This window comes from Stieleria neptunia (genome assembly GCF_007754155.1).
In the GTDB taxonomy this organism is placed as follows: domain Bacteria; phylum Planctomycetota; class Planctomycetia; order Pirellulales; family Pirellulaceae; genus Stieleria; species Stieleria neptunia.
The window spans coordinates 10,501,967-10,520,029 of record NZ_CP037423.1 but is presented as its reverse complement, the minus strand read 5'-3'; the positions used below and the strand labels follow the sequence as shown (position 1 = coordinate 10,520,029).

Below are 18,063 nucleotides of genomic sequence, written 5' to 3'. Positions count from 1 at the left end.
GATGGCAAGAAAAGACTCCATTCAGAAATTGCGAGCGAACCTTCTGAAACGGCGCGACGCACTGATTCGGTCGGCGATCGGCGACCTCAGTCTATTGCAGGGCAAACCGTCCAAGACCGGAGACGTGCTCGATGCGGTCGCCGACACGGTGCAGGCCGAATTGAACAGCCAGCTGTTGGAGGTCGAGGGTCGCGAACTGGCGGCGATCGATGCCGCGATTGAGCGGTTGGACGAAGGCAAGTACGGAAACTGCGAGAGTTGTAAGAAGCCGATCCCGCTGACCCGGCTGCGCGCGGTGCCGTACGCACGGGAATGTATCGCCTGTCATCGGCTTGCCGAAAAACGCAAGTCGCACCCCGCGGCGATGATGAGCCGGGTCTTTGATTCCTACCAGGCCGACACGGCTTGACCGTATCGGTTGTGACCATTGTGTCTTGCTTTGACGGCCGAGATGCTTCGATGGAAGTCGAATCATTCGGCCGTTTTTTGATGCGCGGGCGATGACGATTCTGACTTCTCGCCGGACGAGGGATAGCGAACCAGACTGACGAAAAGTTCCTTGCCGCAAAACGACGATGCGTACAATGCGACGCCTCCCCGTCGAACCTCCCTCTCTTTGTTGAAGCTTTTCCGATGGTCGACCTCTCCCAACCCAGCGGACGCACACGATGTCGTGTGCGCAATCCTCGACGTCTTGCGATCACGCTCACCGGCGCGGCACTCGCCTGGATGTGTGCAACGCATTGGATCCCCACGTCGGCGTCCGCCCAAGACGTTTATGGCGGGGGCAACCGATACGCTCCCGCACGAGCCGCACAGCCGAACGCGACACCGCCGCGTCCTTCGACGACCGCGTCGATCGAAAGCATGGCGAATCCCCGTCCTGCGGGGGCGACGCAAATTCGTTCCTTACGTCCTTCGCTTGATCCTTCATCCGGCGCGATCCCAACCGCTCAATCCATCCAGGCGCGGCGCGAAGCGTTGTTTCGCGAATTGGCCGATGAGTTCAATGCGTTTGATCGGTTGGGCAACCTCGTTCGGAAAGTGTCTCAGCTTGTCAAACCAAGTGTCATTCATATCGAAGCCCACAAGACGGAGACCAACGGCGGGCAGTATGAGTCCTACGATGAAGCCGGCAGTGGTGTCGTGATCGACACGGCCGACGGGGTCTGGGTGCTGACCAATCGGCACGTCATTCTGGGATCGCAACCCGAAGAAATCTTGCTCCGCAGCGCCGACGGGCGCCAGTACCATCCGTCCCGCATCCTCTCCGATGAAAGCACCGATGTGGCCGTCATGAAGGTTCCCGATCTGCGGCTTCCAGCGGCCCGTACCGGCGACAGCAATCAGGTCAACATCGGAGACTTCACGATCGCGATCGGCAGCCCCTTCGGACTCAGTCATTCGGTCACGTTCGGCATCCTCAGCGCCAAGGGACGGCGTGACCTGTCGTTGGGCGATCAAAAGATCGACCTGCAAGACTTCTTTCAAACCGACGCCGCCATCAACCCCGGCAACAGCGGCGGCCCCTTGCTAAACCTGCGCGGCGAAGTGATCGGGCTGAACACGGCGATCGCCAGCAGCAGCGGCGGCAGCGAAGGCATTGGTTTTGCCATCCCGATCAACATGGCCGTGCAAGTGGCCGACGAACTGATCCGCCACGGACGATTGCGTCGCGGCTATCTGGGCGTGACCTTGGAACCCGACTTCACGGTCTCCGACCTCGGCCCCTTGCAGGCGGTCGCCAATGGCGGCGCCAAGGTCAAAGGAGTGCGACATGGTTCGCCCGCCGCCAAAGCGAACTTGCAACGCGGTGACATCATCGTCGAGTTCAACGGCAGCCAAGTCGACAACGACGATCATTTGGTCGCCCAAGTCGGACTGACCCCGATCGGTTCGGTGGTCCCGATGATCATCTACCGCGACGGCAAACGCTATCGCACCGAAGTCCAATTGACCGACGTCAACTAGTTTCAATTTCGGTCACCCTCCTGGCAGGCATTGCCCCCAAGTCACCCTCCCTGACAGGGAGGGTCGAGCGCAGCGAGGGGAGGGTCGAACGGCGAATCGCACCTTCTACTTCACCGCTGATCCACGCGGTTGATCACCGCCCGCCAGGCGTTGGCCGCACGTGTCCGCGCCGATGCCGAGGCATTCAAGTCGAATCGCGGACCGGTGCCGTAGAACGACCGAAGTAAATAATTTGCCGTCACCCGCGCCGCCGGTTCGGGGGCTTGCAGCATCCGCAGCAACTGTTCGCGTTTGGTCGCGTTCGGTCGTCGGCCGGACCACAGGTCGACGAAGAACGATCGCACGGTCGCGAACGTGCGGGCATTTTTGCCGCCCGCTTGCAGGCGGCGCCACAAGAGCCGATGCCGTGGGTCGTTCGGGCTGACCGTTCGCAGATGTTGCAGGGCGGCTTCGCGCAGCAATGGATCGGGGGAGCCGATCAGCCGCAGCAGTTGGTCGCCGCTGGCCGCCACCAGCCAGGCACGCACTGTTGCGGCGGCGTCACCCCGCACCGCGCCCGATGCCAGGGCTTGCATCAAGGTGGCTCGAACGTCTTCGCTTTCGCTCAATTGGGCCAGCACGTTGCGCCCGACTTCGATCCGGTCCACGCGCTCTCGTGTCCAACGCGGCAGCCGCTCGGGCGCTTCTTCCACCGGCTCCACGGCAAGCAAGGGGCCCTCAAGTTTCAAACGCGAATCGGCGACCGATTGTTCGTTGACCTTCACCGGTTTTCCCGTCACATCGACTTCCATTCCCGTGACCGTTTTTCGCACCACCACATCGCCGCCACCTTGACCGTCCGACGCAACGCCCTGCAACGACACGCTGTTGGCGATGCTCCGGCCCAGCCGGACGACACTGTTTTCATTCAGCCCCAGCAATGCGATCGAACCGTGCAGCAGATGGATCGTGCCGCCGGGTGTCAATTCCAGTTCGGTGTCTGCGGCGATGACCAGTTCGCCGCCGCCGGCCAGCGTGGCCGTTGCGCGACACAGCGGAAGGGTTTGTAGTTTCATCACCCGGCCGGGACCCTCGGCGGCCAAGTCAAACGCGCTGCCGACCATCACACTTGCCGGCGTGGACTCGTCCGATGACGAATCGGCCGCCGCCACCGACGATTCACGGCGAAGCAACAAGTCGCTGCGAAGCAACAAGCCGTCGATCTGGCTCCACCGGGCGACCAGCTTTTGCGGCAACCGGGGCACCATGGGGCGCGTTTCGCGGTTCGGTGTTCCCGGCGTTGGCGTGTCGTCGGGCGTGCCATCGGGTGTGGATTCCACCGCCACCCTCGGCGCGTCGGCTGGGACATCCGGCGCGACGGCGATGTCCGAGGGGGCAGCCGGCTTGCGATCCGCAGGCGGCTCGATCGCAGGCATCGGAGCAACGTCAGGCTGTTGGGACGATTCGGATTCCGGATGCTCGGCCAGCATTGGAGCTTGCCTGTCCAACTGGCCGGTCGATGGATCGGCGTCGTCGTTTGGGTCGGGAACGACCGGTCCGGGTGATTCGATCCGCTGGCCGTCTTCGGCGATCGGATCGTTTGTCGGTTTCATTCCCGAACCGACCCACCAACCGATCGCCAGCAACACCGCGGCGGCGGTTGCGAACCACACGATCGCGGCGCCGTTGACGCGCGTCGCGTCGGCAGCGGCGGGCTTGGTCGTCCGCACCAACGGCGGCGTCGAGGGACGATCCGATGGCGGCCGCTCCGTTGCGACCGTCGCGGTGTCCGCGGACGGCGTCTTTGTTTGTTGCAACGCGATCAGACGGGAACGCAGGTCTGGCGCCAGCCCCACCGTTTTCGCTTCGCCGCGACTGCGGATCGCCGCGACAATTTCCATCATCAATCCCGGATCGGATCTTGCCGCTTCCGTGATCGCCGTCGTTTTTTCCGGATCGTCCAACGTGCCGTCGACGTAGGCCGCGATGTCATGCAGGGGGACGGGGAGGGCGCTGCCGGTTTCGTCTGCCCGGTGCGGCGTGTCGGGGGACAACTCCTGCATCAGTTGACGAACGACGCGACCGAGGACGTCGCCGTCGCGATCTTCGATTCGGACATCGGCGGAACCGGCTCCGACCGCGGAGACACGATCCAGTCGTCGCCGAACAAGCTGCAAGAGCGTCTTTCGGTTGAGGGAATTATTCGGTTTCATCGTCGATCCATTGCCGGAGTCTTTCTTCGGCGCGTCGAAGCGTCGTGCCGATGGAACCGATCGGAATGTCGAATCGGTGACTGATCTCTGCGTACGTCTGTTGCTCCCGGTAAAACGCGACCACCAAGTCTTTTTGACGCTGCGGCAGGCGATCGACCAACGTCAGCAGCCGGTCCCGTTCTTCCCTGTCGATTAGCAGCGATTCCGGATCGACCGCCGAAGGCCCACCGTCCAAACCGTCCAGCGAGTCCGTTTGTCCATGCGAATGACGCACCAGTTTTGCGATCATGCGGCGTGCCACGCGGGTGGCGATCACGGCCAAGTAGGTCGCCAGGCTACTTTGGTTGCGAAAGGCCCGCAGGGCGGCGGCATCGCGAGCCAACAAGGTCGCAAACACTTCCGCCGTCACATCGTCGATCGTCGACCAATCACGCCGTCGCTGAAACGCGGCCGCGACGTCCGCCACACGGCTTCGGACCAACGCCCCATAGCGATCAATCAGCATTTCCCAGGCGTCGCCGCTGCCGCCCAACAGGTCGTCGATCAGGTCTGCATCAACGACCGAAAGCTCCGACGACTTGCCGTCGCCGGAGCCGATGCCGGTGCGCGTTGGGAGGCGTTGCTGCTCGATCGTCTCGGGTGTCCCGGGGAAAGGGGTGACGCCGGTTTTCCTAGTGGGGTAGGCTTCCAGCCGGTCCTCTCGGCCATGCCAGCCTGGACGCTCACCCACGAATTTCCCGCCCGTCGCTAGCCCGCCATTCTAGACGCTCGCCGCCAGTGCATCACCCGCTTCCGTGGAATCTCCGTCCCCGCGGCGGACGATGCGATCGATGTCGTCGACGAACAATTCATCCAGTCGATCGGCAAAGATGACGTCCACTTCTCCATCGCGGGCGCGGATCACGTCCGCCCCCAAGCCGCCGCGAAGATCATCGTTGCCTTCGCCGCCGATCAGTTCGTCATCACCACGCTCGCCGCGGATGCGATCATTCCCGCCGCCACCGTGCAAGAAGTCGTTGCCGACGCCTCCGCGAATCCGGTCATTGCCGTGCCCGGCAAACACCATGTCGTTGCCGCGGCCCCCATGGATGATGTCGTCACCACGATTCACATCCATCGTCCGTCTGGCGTATTCCAGCGGATCGGTCTCGCCTTCGGGCAGCGAATTGGTCGCGTCCCCGAAGATCCAATCGTCGCCGCCGCCGCCCCGCAAGATGTCATTGCCCGCGCCGCCGATCAGGTAGTCGGTCGACGCCCCGCCGACGATGCGGTCGTTGCCGGCGCCACCGAACAGCACGTTGACCCCCTTGCCGCCGCGGATTCGGTCGCGACCGTCGCCGCCTTCGATCAAGGTCGGCCCGCTGCCGGCGGCGAGCCGGTCGTTGCCCTCGCCGCCGAAGATCTGGGTGGGGATTTCGACGCGCCGCGAAACACGGACGGCGTCATTGCCTGGGCCGGCAAAGATTTTCATCAGGCTGATGTTGGCCGCCGGGAAATCTTTGCTGCGGCCATCGATCGTGACCCGCAGCCGTTCGCCGCTGCGGCTTTGCGCGACCCAGATGCGGTTGTTGTCGGCGTCGCCTTCGACGACCAGCAAGCCATCCGGAGACAGGTCGACGGCGGCGGCCATCACGCGGCGGGTTTCAAGGGTTTCGCCCCGCAGACGGCGCGGGGTCATAGAACGACGAGTTGAAGTATTTCGAGAAGTCACAGCAGCGTCCCTAACGAACCGGAAACGAAAAGCAACAAGCCGACACGTTCGGCTTCGGTGCCCCGTTAGTGACAACCCGGCGGCCCGCGCTTACGAAAATTTTTAGATTTATTGATGGTGCCACGTTCACGGCTCGGCCCGTCGGTCCCGCATCAAACGGCTGGTCCTGAATCGACATCCCGGAGGGATACCGTGATGCCCGGAGGGCAGAGACAGTGTCTGCCGGCGGCGTGAGCCTGCTTCGATTAGGCTGTTGGTTTCGTCACCGTTGTTTCTGCGATCCGTGTATTCGAGTGTCCGATGAATTGTTGCCGTTTTGAGAGGTTTGCGTCCGGCTTGGTTGTCGCGATGGTCTTGAGCGCGGCCGCCTCCTCCGCGGTTCCGGTGGAAGCGGAGGAGGCGGGGCGTCCGAACATCGTCGTGATTCTCGCCGACGACATGGGGTACGGCGACATGGGGTGCATGGGCAGCGAGACGCTGCGCACACCAAACTTGGATCGATTGGCCGATTCGGGCGTGCTGTGCACTCAGGCGTACGTCGCCAGTTCGGTGTGTTCGCCTTCGCGGGCGGGCTTGATGACCGGCCGTGATCCGCGTCGGTTTGGCTATGAAGGCAACTTGAACGCGGCGGCGTCCAACTACGCGACTCGGCCGGAATTGTTGGGATTGCCGCCGAGCGAGAAAACGCTGGGGGATCACCTGCGTGCCGCCGGCTATGCGACCGCACTGATCGGCAAGTGGCATCTGGGGATGGGCAATGGGTTCCATCCCAACGTGCGAGGCTTCGATCACTTTTGTGGCATGCTGACGGGAAGCCACCATTATTTTCCTGCGACGATGAAGCATGTGATCGAGCGCAACGGGACGCGGGTTGAATCGTTTTCCAGCGACTACCTGACGGATTTTTTTACCGACGAGGGGCTGCGGTTTATCCAGCAGCAAGACCGCGCCGATCCGGAGAAACCTTGGTTCGTGTTTTTCTCGTACAACGCGCCGCACACCCCGATGCATGCGACGGCGGAGGATCTGGAGCGGTTCGAGCATCTGCCGGACAAGAAGCGGCAGACCTATGCCGCGATGATGTTCGCACTCGATCGCGGTGTCGGCCGGATTCGTGCGCATTTGGAACAGAGCGGTCAGTGGGACAACACGCTGTTGGTGTTCTTTTCTGACAACGGGGGCGCGACCAACAACGGCAGCTGGAACGGTCCGCTGCGGGGTGTCAAAGGTTGTCTCCGCGAGGGCGGCATCCGCGTGCCGATGATTTGGACGTGGCCGGCCAGGATTGCGGCCGGGCGGCGTTGTGACGCGGTGGTCAGCGCGTTGGACTTGTTGCCCACGTTCATGGCTGCGGCGGGTTCGCAGACGCTGCCGCTGGCCAAACCGATGTCACATGAAGACGCGCGAAATCGAAAACGCATGATCGATCTGGCGGGGGCGCACGACGGGATCGACGTGTTGCCGCAATTGATCGATGGCGGTGGTGGTCCGCCGCGACGATTGTACTGGCGGTTGCAGGGCCAGGCGGCTGTGTTGGACGGTGCGGACAAGCTCGTCCGCCCCTCGCATCGCCCCGCGGAACTGTTTCGTGTTGCGAGCGATGCCGGGGAGTCGGACGATTTGTCGCATCGAGAAACCGAGCGACGGATGCAGTTGTTTGGGCTGCTGGGCAAATGGGAGGCGTCGCTGCCGACCGTTCCGCTGTGGGGGTCATCGCCGTATTGGTCCGGCAACACGGCGGACCACTACGATGCCTGGCCCCCGCGGGAGGAGCCGTTTCGCTGAGACGCCCCTCCTCGAAACGGGAGGGTGGCAGGGGACCGTGCGACTCGGGGCGCCAACGCTTTCGGTCGGCTGGAATCACCGTGCTCGCGTGAGCGCAGGGTTCTCGAGAGAAGTGCTCTGGAGAACAAGCCGGCGGATCACTCCGCGGTGGCTTCTTCTTCGGTAGCTTCTTCGGCGGCTTCGGCGGTTTCTTCAACCGCTTCTTCGGTGGCTTCAGCCGCTTCTTCGGTTTCTTCGACGACGACTTCGACCGCTTCTTCGGCGGACGTGTCGGTGGTGTCGGCGGGTTTTTCGCAACCGATCATCGAAACGGTCAATGCACAAGCGAAAGCGGCGGTGGTGAACTTGCGTAGCATCTGGGCACCCTGTGGGATTTTTGGTGGTTTGAACGTTCAGTGTTCGTCAGGATCGGTGACAACTTGGCACCGAGCGAACACCGATTTTCACGAGTTCTTCACGGACTCGCAGGATCTAAGCGTGTCGCAATTCGGTCGGTTCCGCAAGGTGGGTAGAAAACCCGACTGGCGGCAGAGTCGCAATTCCCGGTGGGAAGATGACGAATGTCTCGGTCGTGGCGAAAACTCAGCGGCGACCGTGGCCGGTGTTCCAGGGTTACAATGAGAAGTCGGGGGGACGTGAAAGTCAGGGGACGCCCTTGTCCGGCAAACATGTCCGGCAAACTTGTCCGGCAAACACACCGCATTGGATTTTCGGTTCGACTTGAAACGCAACGATCGCCTACTGTGGCGCCCAAACCGACCAAGATTCTGCTCGGATTGTTCAGGAAAGTGGTGGTGGCAGGCCGCGGGAGTGGGCTGCCAGACCGCTGTCGCGGCTGAGACATTCGCGGCGATCGGCCGTGGCGTGGTGTAAAATCCGATTTCAATCCGTTTCAAGGGGACCGAGATGCCGGGCAGCGGCTTCAACGAAGAGCTCGTCGAGCGTTTGCAGTCCGGCGAAGAGCATGCCTTTGTGGAGCTGTTTTCGATTCACCGAGAGCGTTTAAAACGGATGCTTGAGTTTAGAATGGACCGTCGTTTGCGAGGCCGCGAAGATGCGTCGGACATTTTGCAAGAGGTTTATATCGATGCCCATCAACGGATGCGGCATTACTTGCGGCGTCCGCAGTTGTCGTTTTATGTCTGGCTCCGCCAATTGACGACCCAGCGGCTGATCGACGTCCATCGCCGTCATTTGAAGGCGGAGATGCGAGATATCAAGCAAGAGGTCGGGATCAACCGGCAGTTGTTGGCGGCGACGTCGGCGTCGATGGCGTTGCAATTGGCGTCCGCCTTGGCTTCGCCGAGCCAGTTGGCGATGCATGCCGAGTTGGTTCTGCAGATCGAAATGGCTCTCGAGGGGATGGACGAAATCGACCGCGAGGTGATTGCCCTGCGGCACTTCGAAGAACTGCGCAACAGCGAAGTGGCCGAGGTGCTGGGGCTGAAGGAAGCGGCCGCCAGTAACCGTTACATGCGGGCGCTCACCCGGCTCCGCGAAGTGCTTCAAGAAATCCCCGGGTTCCTCGATGAATCATGACTCGACGCACGTCCGTGACGATGATCAGGCGGAGATTCGTGATCCGGTCGAGGCACTCGGCGAAGAATTGCTGGAACGCCGGCGCCGCGGGGAACAGGTGACGACGGACCAATACGCCCGCGCCCATCCGGAATTGGCCGATCAGATTCGTCTGCAATTTCCGGTCATGATCGCGTTGGAAAAGTTCAAAGAGAACACGTTGTCTTCGACCGCCGATCCCTATGACATTGAAATCGACACGCCGCAGGAGCTGGGCGACTATCACATCATTCGCGAGATCGGCCGCGGTGCGATGGGGGTGGTCTATGAAGCCGAGCAGCAAAGTCTTCAGCGGCGTGTGGCGGTCAAGGTTTTTCCCCGGCAAATGCTCCGAGAGGCCCGCAAGCTGGAGCGGTTTTCGCGCGAATCCAAGACGGCGGCGCGGTTGCACCACAACAACATCGTGCCCGTGTTTGGCGTCGGCCATCATGCCGGACTGCACTACTTTGTGATGCAGCGAATCGATGGGATCGGGCTGGACGAAATCATCGAGCAGGCCAAGATTCGGCCGCGTCGCGACCTTTCCGCCGATGAGACGCATGCCTGGCGTCTGGGGGCCGGCAGCACGGCGGACTCCGGCAGCGACCGCTCGATCCGGCGCGGCCGATGGTTCGGCCATCGCGAAGGCGAGCTTCCCCACATCGCCGCGGAGCCGGAGCCGGATTCGGCGGCGGGGGAGCCGGGATTGGGCGCGGCGATCACCTCCAGTTTTCGACGCGCGGCGAATATCGGGGTCCAGGTCGCCGACGCGATTCACTACGCACACAGCCAAGGCGTGCTGCACCGAGACATCAAGCCGAGCAATTTGATGATCGACCCGAACGGGACGGTTTGGGTGACCGATTTCGGGCTCGCGACGGCACTCCAGCAAGCCCCGTCGGTGGACCGAAACGACATCGCCGGGACGCTGCGGTTTATGGCGCCCGAGCAGCTCGGCGGCAAACACGACACGCGTAGCGATCTCTATAGCCTGGGGGTGACGCTGTACGAACTGATCACCCTGCAACCGGCGTTCGTCGCCGGCAGCAAGGCCGGGGTGGTGGACCGGATTCTGCGCGGTGAGTTTCAAAAGCCGCGTGAAGTGCGACCACGCATTCCCAGGGATCTGGAAGCGATCGTCCTCAAAGCGATGGCGTTGCGGCCGGAGCAACGCTATGCAAACGGACGCGAGTTGGCCGACGATTTGACGCGGTTCATCAAGAGGCGTCCGGTGCGTGCCAGGCGGATCGGCGGGATCGGGCGGATGGTGCGATGGGCGCGTCGCGATCCCTTGGCCGCTTCGTTGGTCGGCACGTTGGCGGTCGTGATCGGCACGTCGTTCGTTCTGGTCAGTTCGAAGTGGCGTGAAGCGGTGCAAGAGCGGCATCGGGCCGAAACCAATCTGATCGTTGCCTTGGAATCGATGGATCAGATCCTGGGGCGTTTCACATCCAGTTGGATGGCCCGTCCGGCCGATCTGGAACCCGGTCCCGATGATCCCGCACCCGGCGAGCTTCAGTTGTTGGTTTCCGATCACAACGCGTCGCTGATGGAAGACGCGATTCGGTTTTATGATCGATTCGCCGTCGACAACGCGCCCAGCCCTCGGCTGCAACGCGACACGGCGCGTGTCCACAAACGCGCCGGCGACATTTATCAGCGGTTGGGCAAGTACGGAAAAGCAGAACGCGCGTACGTTCGCTGTTTGCAGATTCTGGATCAACAAGATGCCGGTGATGACACGTCGTTGGTGTTGATCAAGGCCAAGGTGCTCAATCAATTGGGGCTGGTTAAACATTCGACCAGCCGGTTCGTTGAAGCGGAGCAGCAGTTCCTGCTGGCGCGGGACGCCCTGATCGCGCAGGCCCAGAAAGACCCGGCGTCCTGTCAAGCCGAATTGGCGCGGACGTTCAGCAACCTCGGCCAATCGCAATGGTTGATGTTTCACCATAACGATGCGAAACGCAGCCATCGCACAGCCGTCTCGATCCTGGAGACGCTGGTCGATCGCGAACCCGATCATTTGAGTTACCAGTTGGCCCTGGCGCGAGCCTATCGGGCCTATTACCCGTTTGCTTCGGATCGCAACAGCGATGAGCGAAACCATGTCAAGTCCGCCGGAATCGCCATCCTGGACGAGTTGGTGCTGGAACATCCACAGGTGCCCGACTATCAGTGCGAGCTGGCGGAAATCTTGACCGCAACGGTTCGGCGTTCGCGCCGGTCGGATGATTCCCAGGAACAGATCGCCCAACTTCAGCGTGGGATCAAGATCGCCCGCAATTTAAGTGACGCGTATCCCGCGATTCCTCGCTACAAGGTGACGCTGGCCGATGCGCTCAAGACGATGGGACAGTTGGTCGATCGTTCCGATTCGGACGCCGCGATTGCGTACTTGAATCAGGCGATCCACATCTATCGCTCGTTGACCAGCAACTTTCCCGACGTCCCCGCGTATCACTTTCTTTGCGCCATGGCGCTCCGCGAGCACGCGCAAGCCCTGTTCCGAATCGGGCGATTGGATCAGTCAAGGGCGAGTGCCGAGCAAGCGGTCGAAGACCTCGAAACCTATGCCCGACTCCGCTCCGACAATCGGATGGCCTGGGGCATGCTCGCCAGGCTCTACGATCAAGTTGCCGAAACCTCGACGGCGATGCAGGAGACCGATGCGGCCGAAGCGGCGCGGGGAGCAGCCCTGCAGATTCGTCAAAAATGGGACGTGCGCCGGGGGCGTTGAGCGGGGGCGAGGGGGAGCCATTTTGGGGTAAGTCGCTTCTTGACTTAGCGGCAGGGCGGCGTGACGGACCGCCTGGACGGCGGGTCACAGCAACCCGGCCGATGCGTTTATGATGGCGGTCGTGCCAAACGCCTCCCAACGCGACCGTTCATTCAACGTGCTGACGCATCATTCACTGACCACCCGCATTCTGACGCCATTGGTGGTGGCCGCAACGCTCGCCGCGATCGGCGTCGCTTGGACATCGTGGACGTTGGGCCGTCGTTGGGCGATGGAGGAAATGACCGAACGCTACCGTTGGATCGAATCGGCGATCGGAACATCCACGTTTCCGCTGACCCCGCCGGTGCTGCACTCGCTCTCGCAATTGACCGGAACGCAATGGATCACCGTCGACCAATCGGGAGCGGTTCTGTCATCGACGTTGCCGCGGGAGACGACCGCCACGGCGGCCCTGCGGTTGGGCGAATCGCTGGGCGAATCGCTGGATGAGTCGCTGGATGAGTCGCTCGATGAGTTGCTGAGCGCATCGCTTGCCGGCGGGACCGCGGGGGCCGCCGCCGGCGGCCCCACGCAGGCTCCGGTGGACGTGGTGCTTGGATCGACCCCGTTTTTTGCGTTTGCGTTTCATCGTCGCGGGGCGGGTGCCGGCAGCGGCCGAGCATCGGCCATTGTCGTCTTATTCGCCAAGCAAAACGTCGATGCGGTCGCCAGGCGGGCGGCCGTGTTGCCGCTGTTGACGGGGCTGTCCACGATTGCCGTGGTCAGCGTGCTGATGTTCTTGCTGACCTCGCGATTGATCGGCCGACTGAAGCGACTGGAAACTCAAGTCGATCGGATCGCCGCCGGTGATTTTGAATCGGAACTTTCCGACGCGGGGCCCGATGAGATCGGACGGCTGGCCAAAGCGATCAGCGCGATGGCGGATCAGCTGACCGCGTTGTGGGAGCAGATCAACCGCCAACAGAGCGCCAAACTGTTGCACCAGATTTCTGGCGGGATGGCTCACCAGCTTCGCAACACACTGACCGGTGCCAAGATGGCGATGGAGCTGCATCAAGGGAAACTGGATCAAATGCCGGACGAGGAAGTCCGCGTGGCGCTTCGACAGTTGGAGATCGCCGAAGAGTACGTCGACCGATTGCTCGCATTCGGTCGTGGGCAAGATTCGAGGGATCGACCACAGCGGGTCGGCGCGTGTTTGGACGATGTGCGTTCGACGCATCAACCGATTGCCGATCATCTTCGCGTGGAATTGGCTTGGTCGATCGATGCGTCGACGCAGACCGTGGTCGTCAAGGACGGGGCGTCGTTTTCGGCCGCGGTGTCCAACTTGGTGCTCAACGCGATGCAGGCCGGGACCAAGATCGCAGTCAGCGCCGGTTTGGATCGGCCGAATCGATGTGTCGTGTCGGTCACCGACAATGGGCCTGGCGTTGACCCATCGGTTTCGCAGACACTGTTTGATCCCTTCGTCACGTCCAAACCCGAAGGCCTGGGGCTGGGGTTGCCGCTGGTGAAACGGACGGCCGAATCGCTGGGCGGGTCGATCCGTTGGCGGCGTGAGTCAGAGACAACGACGTTCGATTTGGCCGTGAACGTCACACAGGAGAGTCAGCCGAATGAGTGATCGTGATCAACCGCAGCGTCCCGAGGAGGAGGCGTCGTCGACGGATCGCGCAACCGTCCTGGTCGTGGATGACGAACCTTCGATTTGCTGGGCGTTTGAGCGTCTGTTGTCCGACCAGGGGCACACCGTCAAGACGGCATCCTCGGCCGAAGAGGGACTTCAGCTTGCCGCGACCGAGCGCCCGGATCTTGTCCTGTTGGATGTGCGGTTGCCGAAGGAGGATGGGATTTCGGCGTTGCCCAAATTCATCGAGGCCAGCGGCGGTTGTCCGGTGATCGTGATGACGGCGTTCGGCGATCTGGAAACCGCGGTCGCGGCCGTTCAGCGCGGGGCCAGTGATTATCTGGTCAAACCGTTTCGGCTGGACGATGCCCGCCGTGTCTGTCAGGTCGCACTGTCAACGTCCAAGTCACGTTCGGCTCCCGCGCCGGTCGTGCGAAAAGATCAGCGAGAAAACCGTTTGGTCGGCAGCTCGCCGGCGATGCAGCAGGCGTTTCGGCAGATCGCCTTGGTCGCCGCCAGCGATCTGTCGGTCTTGATCACGGGGGAAACCGGGACCGGAAAAGAATTGGTCGGCGCGGCCATCCATCGGCACAGCCACCGTGCCAAAGAGGTGTATCTGCCGATCGCGCCGGTGACGTTGAATGAAGACTTGGTCGAAAGCGAGTTATTCGGTCACGTCAAAGGCGCCTTTACCGGCGCCGATGCCGATCGGCCGGGGCTGTTCGATCGCGCCGAAGGAGGCACGGTGTTCTTGGATGAAATCGGTGATCTGCCGATCGGGGTGCAAGTCAAGTTGTTGCGGGTGTTGGATCAAGGTGAATACTTGAGGGTGGGGGACGTTCATCCGCGGCGGTGTAACGTTCGGGTTCTGGCCGCGACCAACCGAGACCTTCACGAAGCGATGCGATTGGGGCAGTTTCGCGAGGACCTTTATTATCGTCTGAGCGGGCTGCACATCCATCTGCCTCCGCTGCGTGAACGATTGGAAGACATCGCGGTGCTGTGCCGCTATTTTTTGTCACGACTGGGCAACGAATCGGCAGCGGAATCTTTGTCCGAGGCATTGATCGAGAAACTTGCCGGACGGCCCTGGTATGGCAATGTTCGCGAATTGAGTAATGCCGTGGAGCACGCCGCCGTCGTGGCGCGTGGCCGTTCACTGACGATCGACGATTTTCCGGACCCACAACTCGGTCGCGAGCCGAGCGAGCCGCAGAGGCCCGAAGCCGCATTGGCCGATGCCGTGGCGGCGTGGTGCAAGGACCGGCTAGACGGGGACGCGGCAGGGGACGCGCTGACAACCCTGCACGCCGACTTGATTGCCGCGGTCGAACCCACGCTGCTTCGTTTGACGCTGCAGTCGACCGCAGGCAGTCGTGCCGCGGCGGCAGACCGGCTGGGCATTCATCGTGGCACGCTGCGGGAAAAGCTACGTCACTATGGGATCAGCGACGTCGATGCGGCCGGTGGGACGTGACCGTGCGGCGCTTATTCGGCGGGCGTCGCGGGGGCTGTCTGCGGCACGACCAGGCGTTGGCGAATCGCTAAAACGTCGCGCAGCGCTTCTTGGCATTGCCGAACATTCCGGCCCTGCGCCGCGTTCATCAGCACGAGTGCGGGTTCGGTGAAGATTGGGAATCCAACGGTGCCGCCGGAACCCTTGAGCCAATGGGCTTCGTTTTCCAGTTCGTCAAAGGATTTGGTTTGGACCATCGATAACATGCCCATCAGCCGCACGTCGAGCTGTTCCAGGAAGTCGACCACGATGGCCAAGTAGTCGTCATCGTCCAGGGGAAGCGTGCACTCGATGGGCGTGTGATCGTCGGCCGCCGAGCTGGGCGGTAGGGGGGCACTCGGCTCTGGGTGTTCGCTGGGCGGAGCGGGGGGGACGATGCGTGATCGGATGGAATGGATCTGTTGCAGGATGTCCAGCGCCGTTTGACTGTCCTGGTCTTTGGCGGCGTGCTCAAGTTCCCTGGCCGGGATCGTGAAATCGCCGAATCCGACGGTTCCCCCGGAGCCTTTCAGCCAGTGGGCTTCGCTGCGCAAGGTTTGGAAGTCGGCGTGATCCAGTGCGTCTTGCATGCCGCTCAGCCGGCCATCGAGGCGATCGACGAAGTTGACAACGATGCAACGCATTTCTTCATCATCGATCGGCAGCGTGGTGTGGATCGGCGGTCCGCTCGGCGGCACTTCGGGCCCGCGGCGTTCGAGGTGGCCGACTCTGAGCGTGTCGTCGCTGGATCGGTAGTCTTTCAGCGTGTCGTCGCTGGATCTGTCGTCGCCGGGTGCAGACACTTCGGGGACGAGCGGCGCAGTGGATCGCGACGCAGTGGATAGCGGAGTGGGGCGTTCGCCGGCACCGTCCGCGTTGCAGGTCGGTGGTTCGCGATCGGCTGCCGGTGGTCCGGCTGCGGGTGTCGGTGAGGGCGGCATGGTTTCCAGCAGCCACGCGTATTGGAGCAGGCTGATCGGGATCAAGAAGGCGAGCAGTCCCCAGACCCCGTAGCGTGACGCGGCGAGTTCGGCTGCGGGGTCGGTGAACGCGAGCTGCAGGTTCCCCCAAGGTTTTCCGAAACGAAAGATCGGGATGGTGAAATTCGAATCACGATCTTGGGGCAGCGGCGACCAGTCGTGCGGGTGCCCGGCGGTTTGAAACGTGGTGTTGCCGTCAGGGTCGATCAATCGGACCGAGCGGAGGCTGCGATTTCGCTCGACCAGCGCGGTGACGACCGATTCGAAGCTTCGTGAATCTCCGTCGGCGACCATCGCGGTGCCGGCGGCGGCCAGCGATTCACAAAACGAAACACGTCCCCGGGCGAGCTGTTTTCGGCTGTCGGGCAACAGCCCGATCCAATCGGCCAGCAGCACCGTGGCTGTCAGCAGACAGACCAGCGTCAGCGGCAGGCGAATTCGGATCGGCAGGCGTGCGTAGAATTTCGGCATCGTGATTCATGATTTTGTTTCATCGAGGCGACTTCACTGATCGAAGAAACTACCACTGGAATCGTTTTGGTAGGTGTCGGCCCTCCACCGAGCGGTGGTGTACCGTTGTTCGATTGACCGGAATTCGTCTCAGCCGTTGACGATTCGTCTCTCCTTTCATCGGATGTTTCGTTTTCGGTCGATAACCCAGTCTTCGCTGAATCACCACCAGATTGACTATTTGTGGTGCGTCAATCTCCGTGTGTGTGTGTGGCAGCAGCGATGGCGGTTGTGCCGATGATGAGGTTGCGGTGGGGATGGATTTGTTCCCGCGTAATTGAATCGCTATCATGAACGTTTGGCCATGGAGGAGACGATTCATCGGTTTTTATCGTGAGGGAAACCATGCCGGTGTTACTTGAAGGCACGGCAGTGGTGATTCGCAACGACGCCTTGGATCGTTGTCTCGACGGCGGCGCGTCGGATTTCCACACGATCGCTCCCAACGCGATGTCGTTCGGCGATGGCGAGTTGACGCAGGCCAGTTTCATGTCGCCGCGCGATGCCGAACTGTTTCGGGACAAGTTGCTGTTGATGGGGCTCTGCGGAGACGAAGACGCGCCGGACATGGTTTTGGTCGATGCGCACCACCAAACCATGCATCCCCCCTGCGACTGGCTGCAGTTGATGGAGTACAAGGGGAATTTGATCGCCAGTCTGGCCGGCAATGAATCCGGTGTGGTGGTCGCTCCGGAGAGCTGGGATCCCGATGCGGGGCCGACACTGCAACACATGTCGGCTGACGAGGTTCGCAACCGGCTCGAGTTTGTCCGGCGTGAAGAGCGAGTCGACGTTTATCGCGACAAGCAGACCGGGCAATTGCTTTACAGTGCCCGGTTGCACGAGACCGCGGAGGAACTGTTCCGGAAATCTGCCGACGTGGTGTTGGGCAACATGCGGCACCCGGGGCAGCCGCCGCCATCGGCGGAGGTGCAACAGTCGATTCGCGAGGCGATCGGACGGCTGCAGCAATTGGTCAGCCAGCGAGACGATGCCTGGCGTGTCTGGTTTCTGCTCGGCAAGGCTTGGCACGCGGTGGACCGAATCCCCCGTGCGATTCTGGCCTTGGAGCGCGCCTTGGAGGTGGTCGATGAGCCCCAGACGATCATTTACAAGGAGCTTGCCGGTGTGCTGTTGGCCGGTGGCGACACCGAGCGGGCGTGTCAGACGGGTGAGAAAGCGGTCGCGTTGGCTCCCGATGACATCGAATTGTTGGGCAATCTTTCCATCGCCTACTTGCTGGACGGTCGAGTGGAGATTGCCCGCAAGACGCTGGAGCACGCCTTGTCGATCCGCACCGACGATACGACGAATCAGTTCGTGATGGAAAAGATCAAGGCCGTGTTGGAGGGGCGTTTGCCGCGGCCGACGACGCTTGCCGAGTTGGAAGGCGGCGGTCCGTCGACCCATCCGGAAGCGACACCGCGTCCCAAGTCGAACTGGATTCGCGGGTTGATCCGTCGATTTTCACCCTCGCGGTGACAGCGGGGTG

At 62.0% G+C, this 18,063-nt stretch carries 13 protein-coding genes; 8 read left to right on the top strand and 5 right to left on the bottom strand.

The annotated features are described in order from the left end of the window. The first annotated feature begins 1 nt into the window (after window position 1). Both Enr13x_RS36155 and Enr13x_RS36150 read left to right on the top strand, forming a co-directional pair. Entirely contained in the window at window positions 2-409 is a 408-nt protein-coding gene (locus tag Enr13x_RS36155; protein ID WP_145391780.1) for a TraR/DksA family transcriptional regulator, read from the top strand. Between the two features lie 224 nt (window positions 410-633). Beyond that, a complete protein-coding gene (locus Enr13x_RS36150) occupies window positions 634-1,971 on the top strand; it encodes a S1C family serine protease (RefSeq protein WP_315856979.1) in 1,338 nt (445 codons plus the stop codon). 110 nt (window positions 1,972-2,081) lie between these two features. Here the strand turns inward: Enr13x_RS36150 and Enr13x_RS36145 are convergent, their stop codons facing one another. From Enr13x_RS36145 to Enr13x_RS36135, 3 genes are read right to left on the bottom strand one after another with little or no spacing between them, the layout of a single operon-like run. Beyond that, a complete protein-coding gene (locus tag Enr13x_RS36145) occupies window positions 2,082-4,163 on the bottom strand; it encodes a hypothetical protein (RefSeq protein ID WP_145391779.1) in 2,082 nt (693 codons plus the stop codon). Next, window positions 4,150-4,893 (bottom strand): RNA polymerase sigma factor, encoded by a 744-nt coding sequence (locus Enr13x_RS36140; protein WP_145391778.1) that lies wholly within the window; start codon window positions 4,891-4,893, stop codon window positions 4,150-4,152. The genes Enr13x_RS36145 and Enr13x_RS36140 overlap by 14 nt, the downstream gene beginning before the upstream one ends. Window positions 4,894-4,923: 30 nt before the next feature. Then, window positions 4,924-5,841, bottom strand: a complete 918-nt coding sequence (locus Enr13x_RS36135; RefSeq protein WP_145391777.1) for a calcium-binding protein — start codon at window positions 5,839-5,841, stop codon at window positions 4,924-4,926. Window positions 5,842-6,174: 333 nt separating this feature from the next. Here Enr13x_RS36135 and Enr13x_RS36130 point away from each other — a divergent pair, with 333 nt between their 5' ends. Continuing rightward, window positions 6,175-7,659 (top strand): sulfatase family protein, encoded by a 1,485-nt coding sequence (locus Enr13x_RS36130; RefSeq protein ID WP_145391776.1) that lies wholly within the window; start codon window positions 6,175-6,177, stop codon window positions 7,657-7,659. A 137-nt stretch (window positions 7,660-7,796) separates the two neighbouring features. Here Enr13x_RS36130 and Enr13x_RS36125 read toward each other — a convergent pair whose 3' ends face one another. Then, window positions 7,797-8,015, bottom strand: a complete 219-nt coding sequence (locus Enr13x_RS36125; protein ID WP_145391775.1) for a hypothetical protein — start codon at window positions 8,013-8,015, stop codon at window positions 7,797-7,799. Window positions 8,016-8,565: 550 nt separating this feature from the next. Between Enr13x_RS36125 and Enr13x_RS36120 the strand changes: the two genes are divergently transcribed. The 4 genes from Enr13x_RS36120 to Enr13x_RS36105 all read left to right on the top strand — a co-directional run bounded on the left by Enr13x_RS36120 (window position 8,566) and on the right by Enr13x_RS36105 (window position 15,063). Then, window positions 8,566-9,198: a sigma-70 family RNA polymerase sigma factor gene (locus Enr13x_RS36120; protein ID WP_145391774.1), complete on the top strand. Its 633-nt coding sequence runs from the start codon at window positions 8,566-8,568 to the stop codon at window positions 9,196-9,198. Next, window positions 9,188-11,953 (top strand): serine/threonine-protein kinase, encoded by a 2,766-nt coding sequence (locus Enr13x_RS36115; protein WP_145391773.1) that lies wholly within the window; start codon window positions 9,188-9,190, stop codon window positions 11,951-11,953. Before Enr13x_RS36120 ends, Enr13x_RS36115 begins: the two co-directional genes overlap by 11 nt. Before the next feature lie 121 nt (window positions 11,954-12,074). Next, on the top strand, window positions 12,075-13,583 hold the full coding sequence (locus tag Enr13x_RS36110) for a sensor histidine kinase (RefSeq protein ID WP_231743993.1): 1,509 nt from the start codon (window positions 12,075-12,077) through the stop codon (window positions 13,581-13,583). After that, on the top strand, window positions 13,576-15,063 hold the full coding sequence (locus tag Enr13x_RS36105) for a sigma-54-dependent transcriptional regulator (RefSeq protein ID WP_145391772.1): 1,488 nt from the start codon (window positions 13,576-13,578) through the stop codon (window positions 15,061-15,063). Before Enr13x_RS36110 ends, Enr13x_RS36105 begins: the two co-directional genes overlap by 8 nt. An 11-nt stretch (window positions 15,064-15,074) precedes the next feature. On the opposite strand, the gene Enr13x_RS36100 is transcribed toward Enr13x_RS36105, so the two are convergent. Further along, window positions 15,075-16,532, bottom strand: coding sequence for an Hpt domain-containing protein (locus Enr13x_RS36100; protein ID WP_145391771.1), 1,458 nt, complete (start codon window positions 16,530-16,532; stop codon window positions 15,075-15,077). A gap of 384 nt (window positions 16,533-16,916) precedes the next feature. Between Enr13x_RS36100 and Enr13x_RS36095 the strand changes: the two genes are divergently transcribed. Then, window positions 16,917-18,053: a tetratricopeptide repeat protein gene (locus Enr13x_RS36095; protein WP_145391770.1), complete on the top strand. Its 1,137-nt coding sequence runs from the start codon at window positions 16,917-16,919 to the stop codon at window positions 18,051-18,053. Window positions 18,054-18,063: the final 10 nt, after the last annotated feature.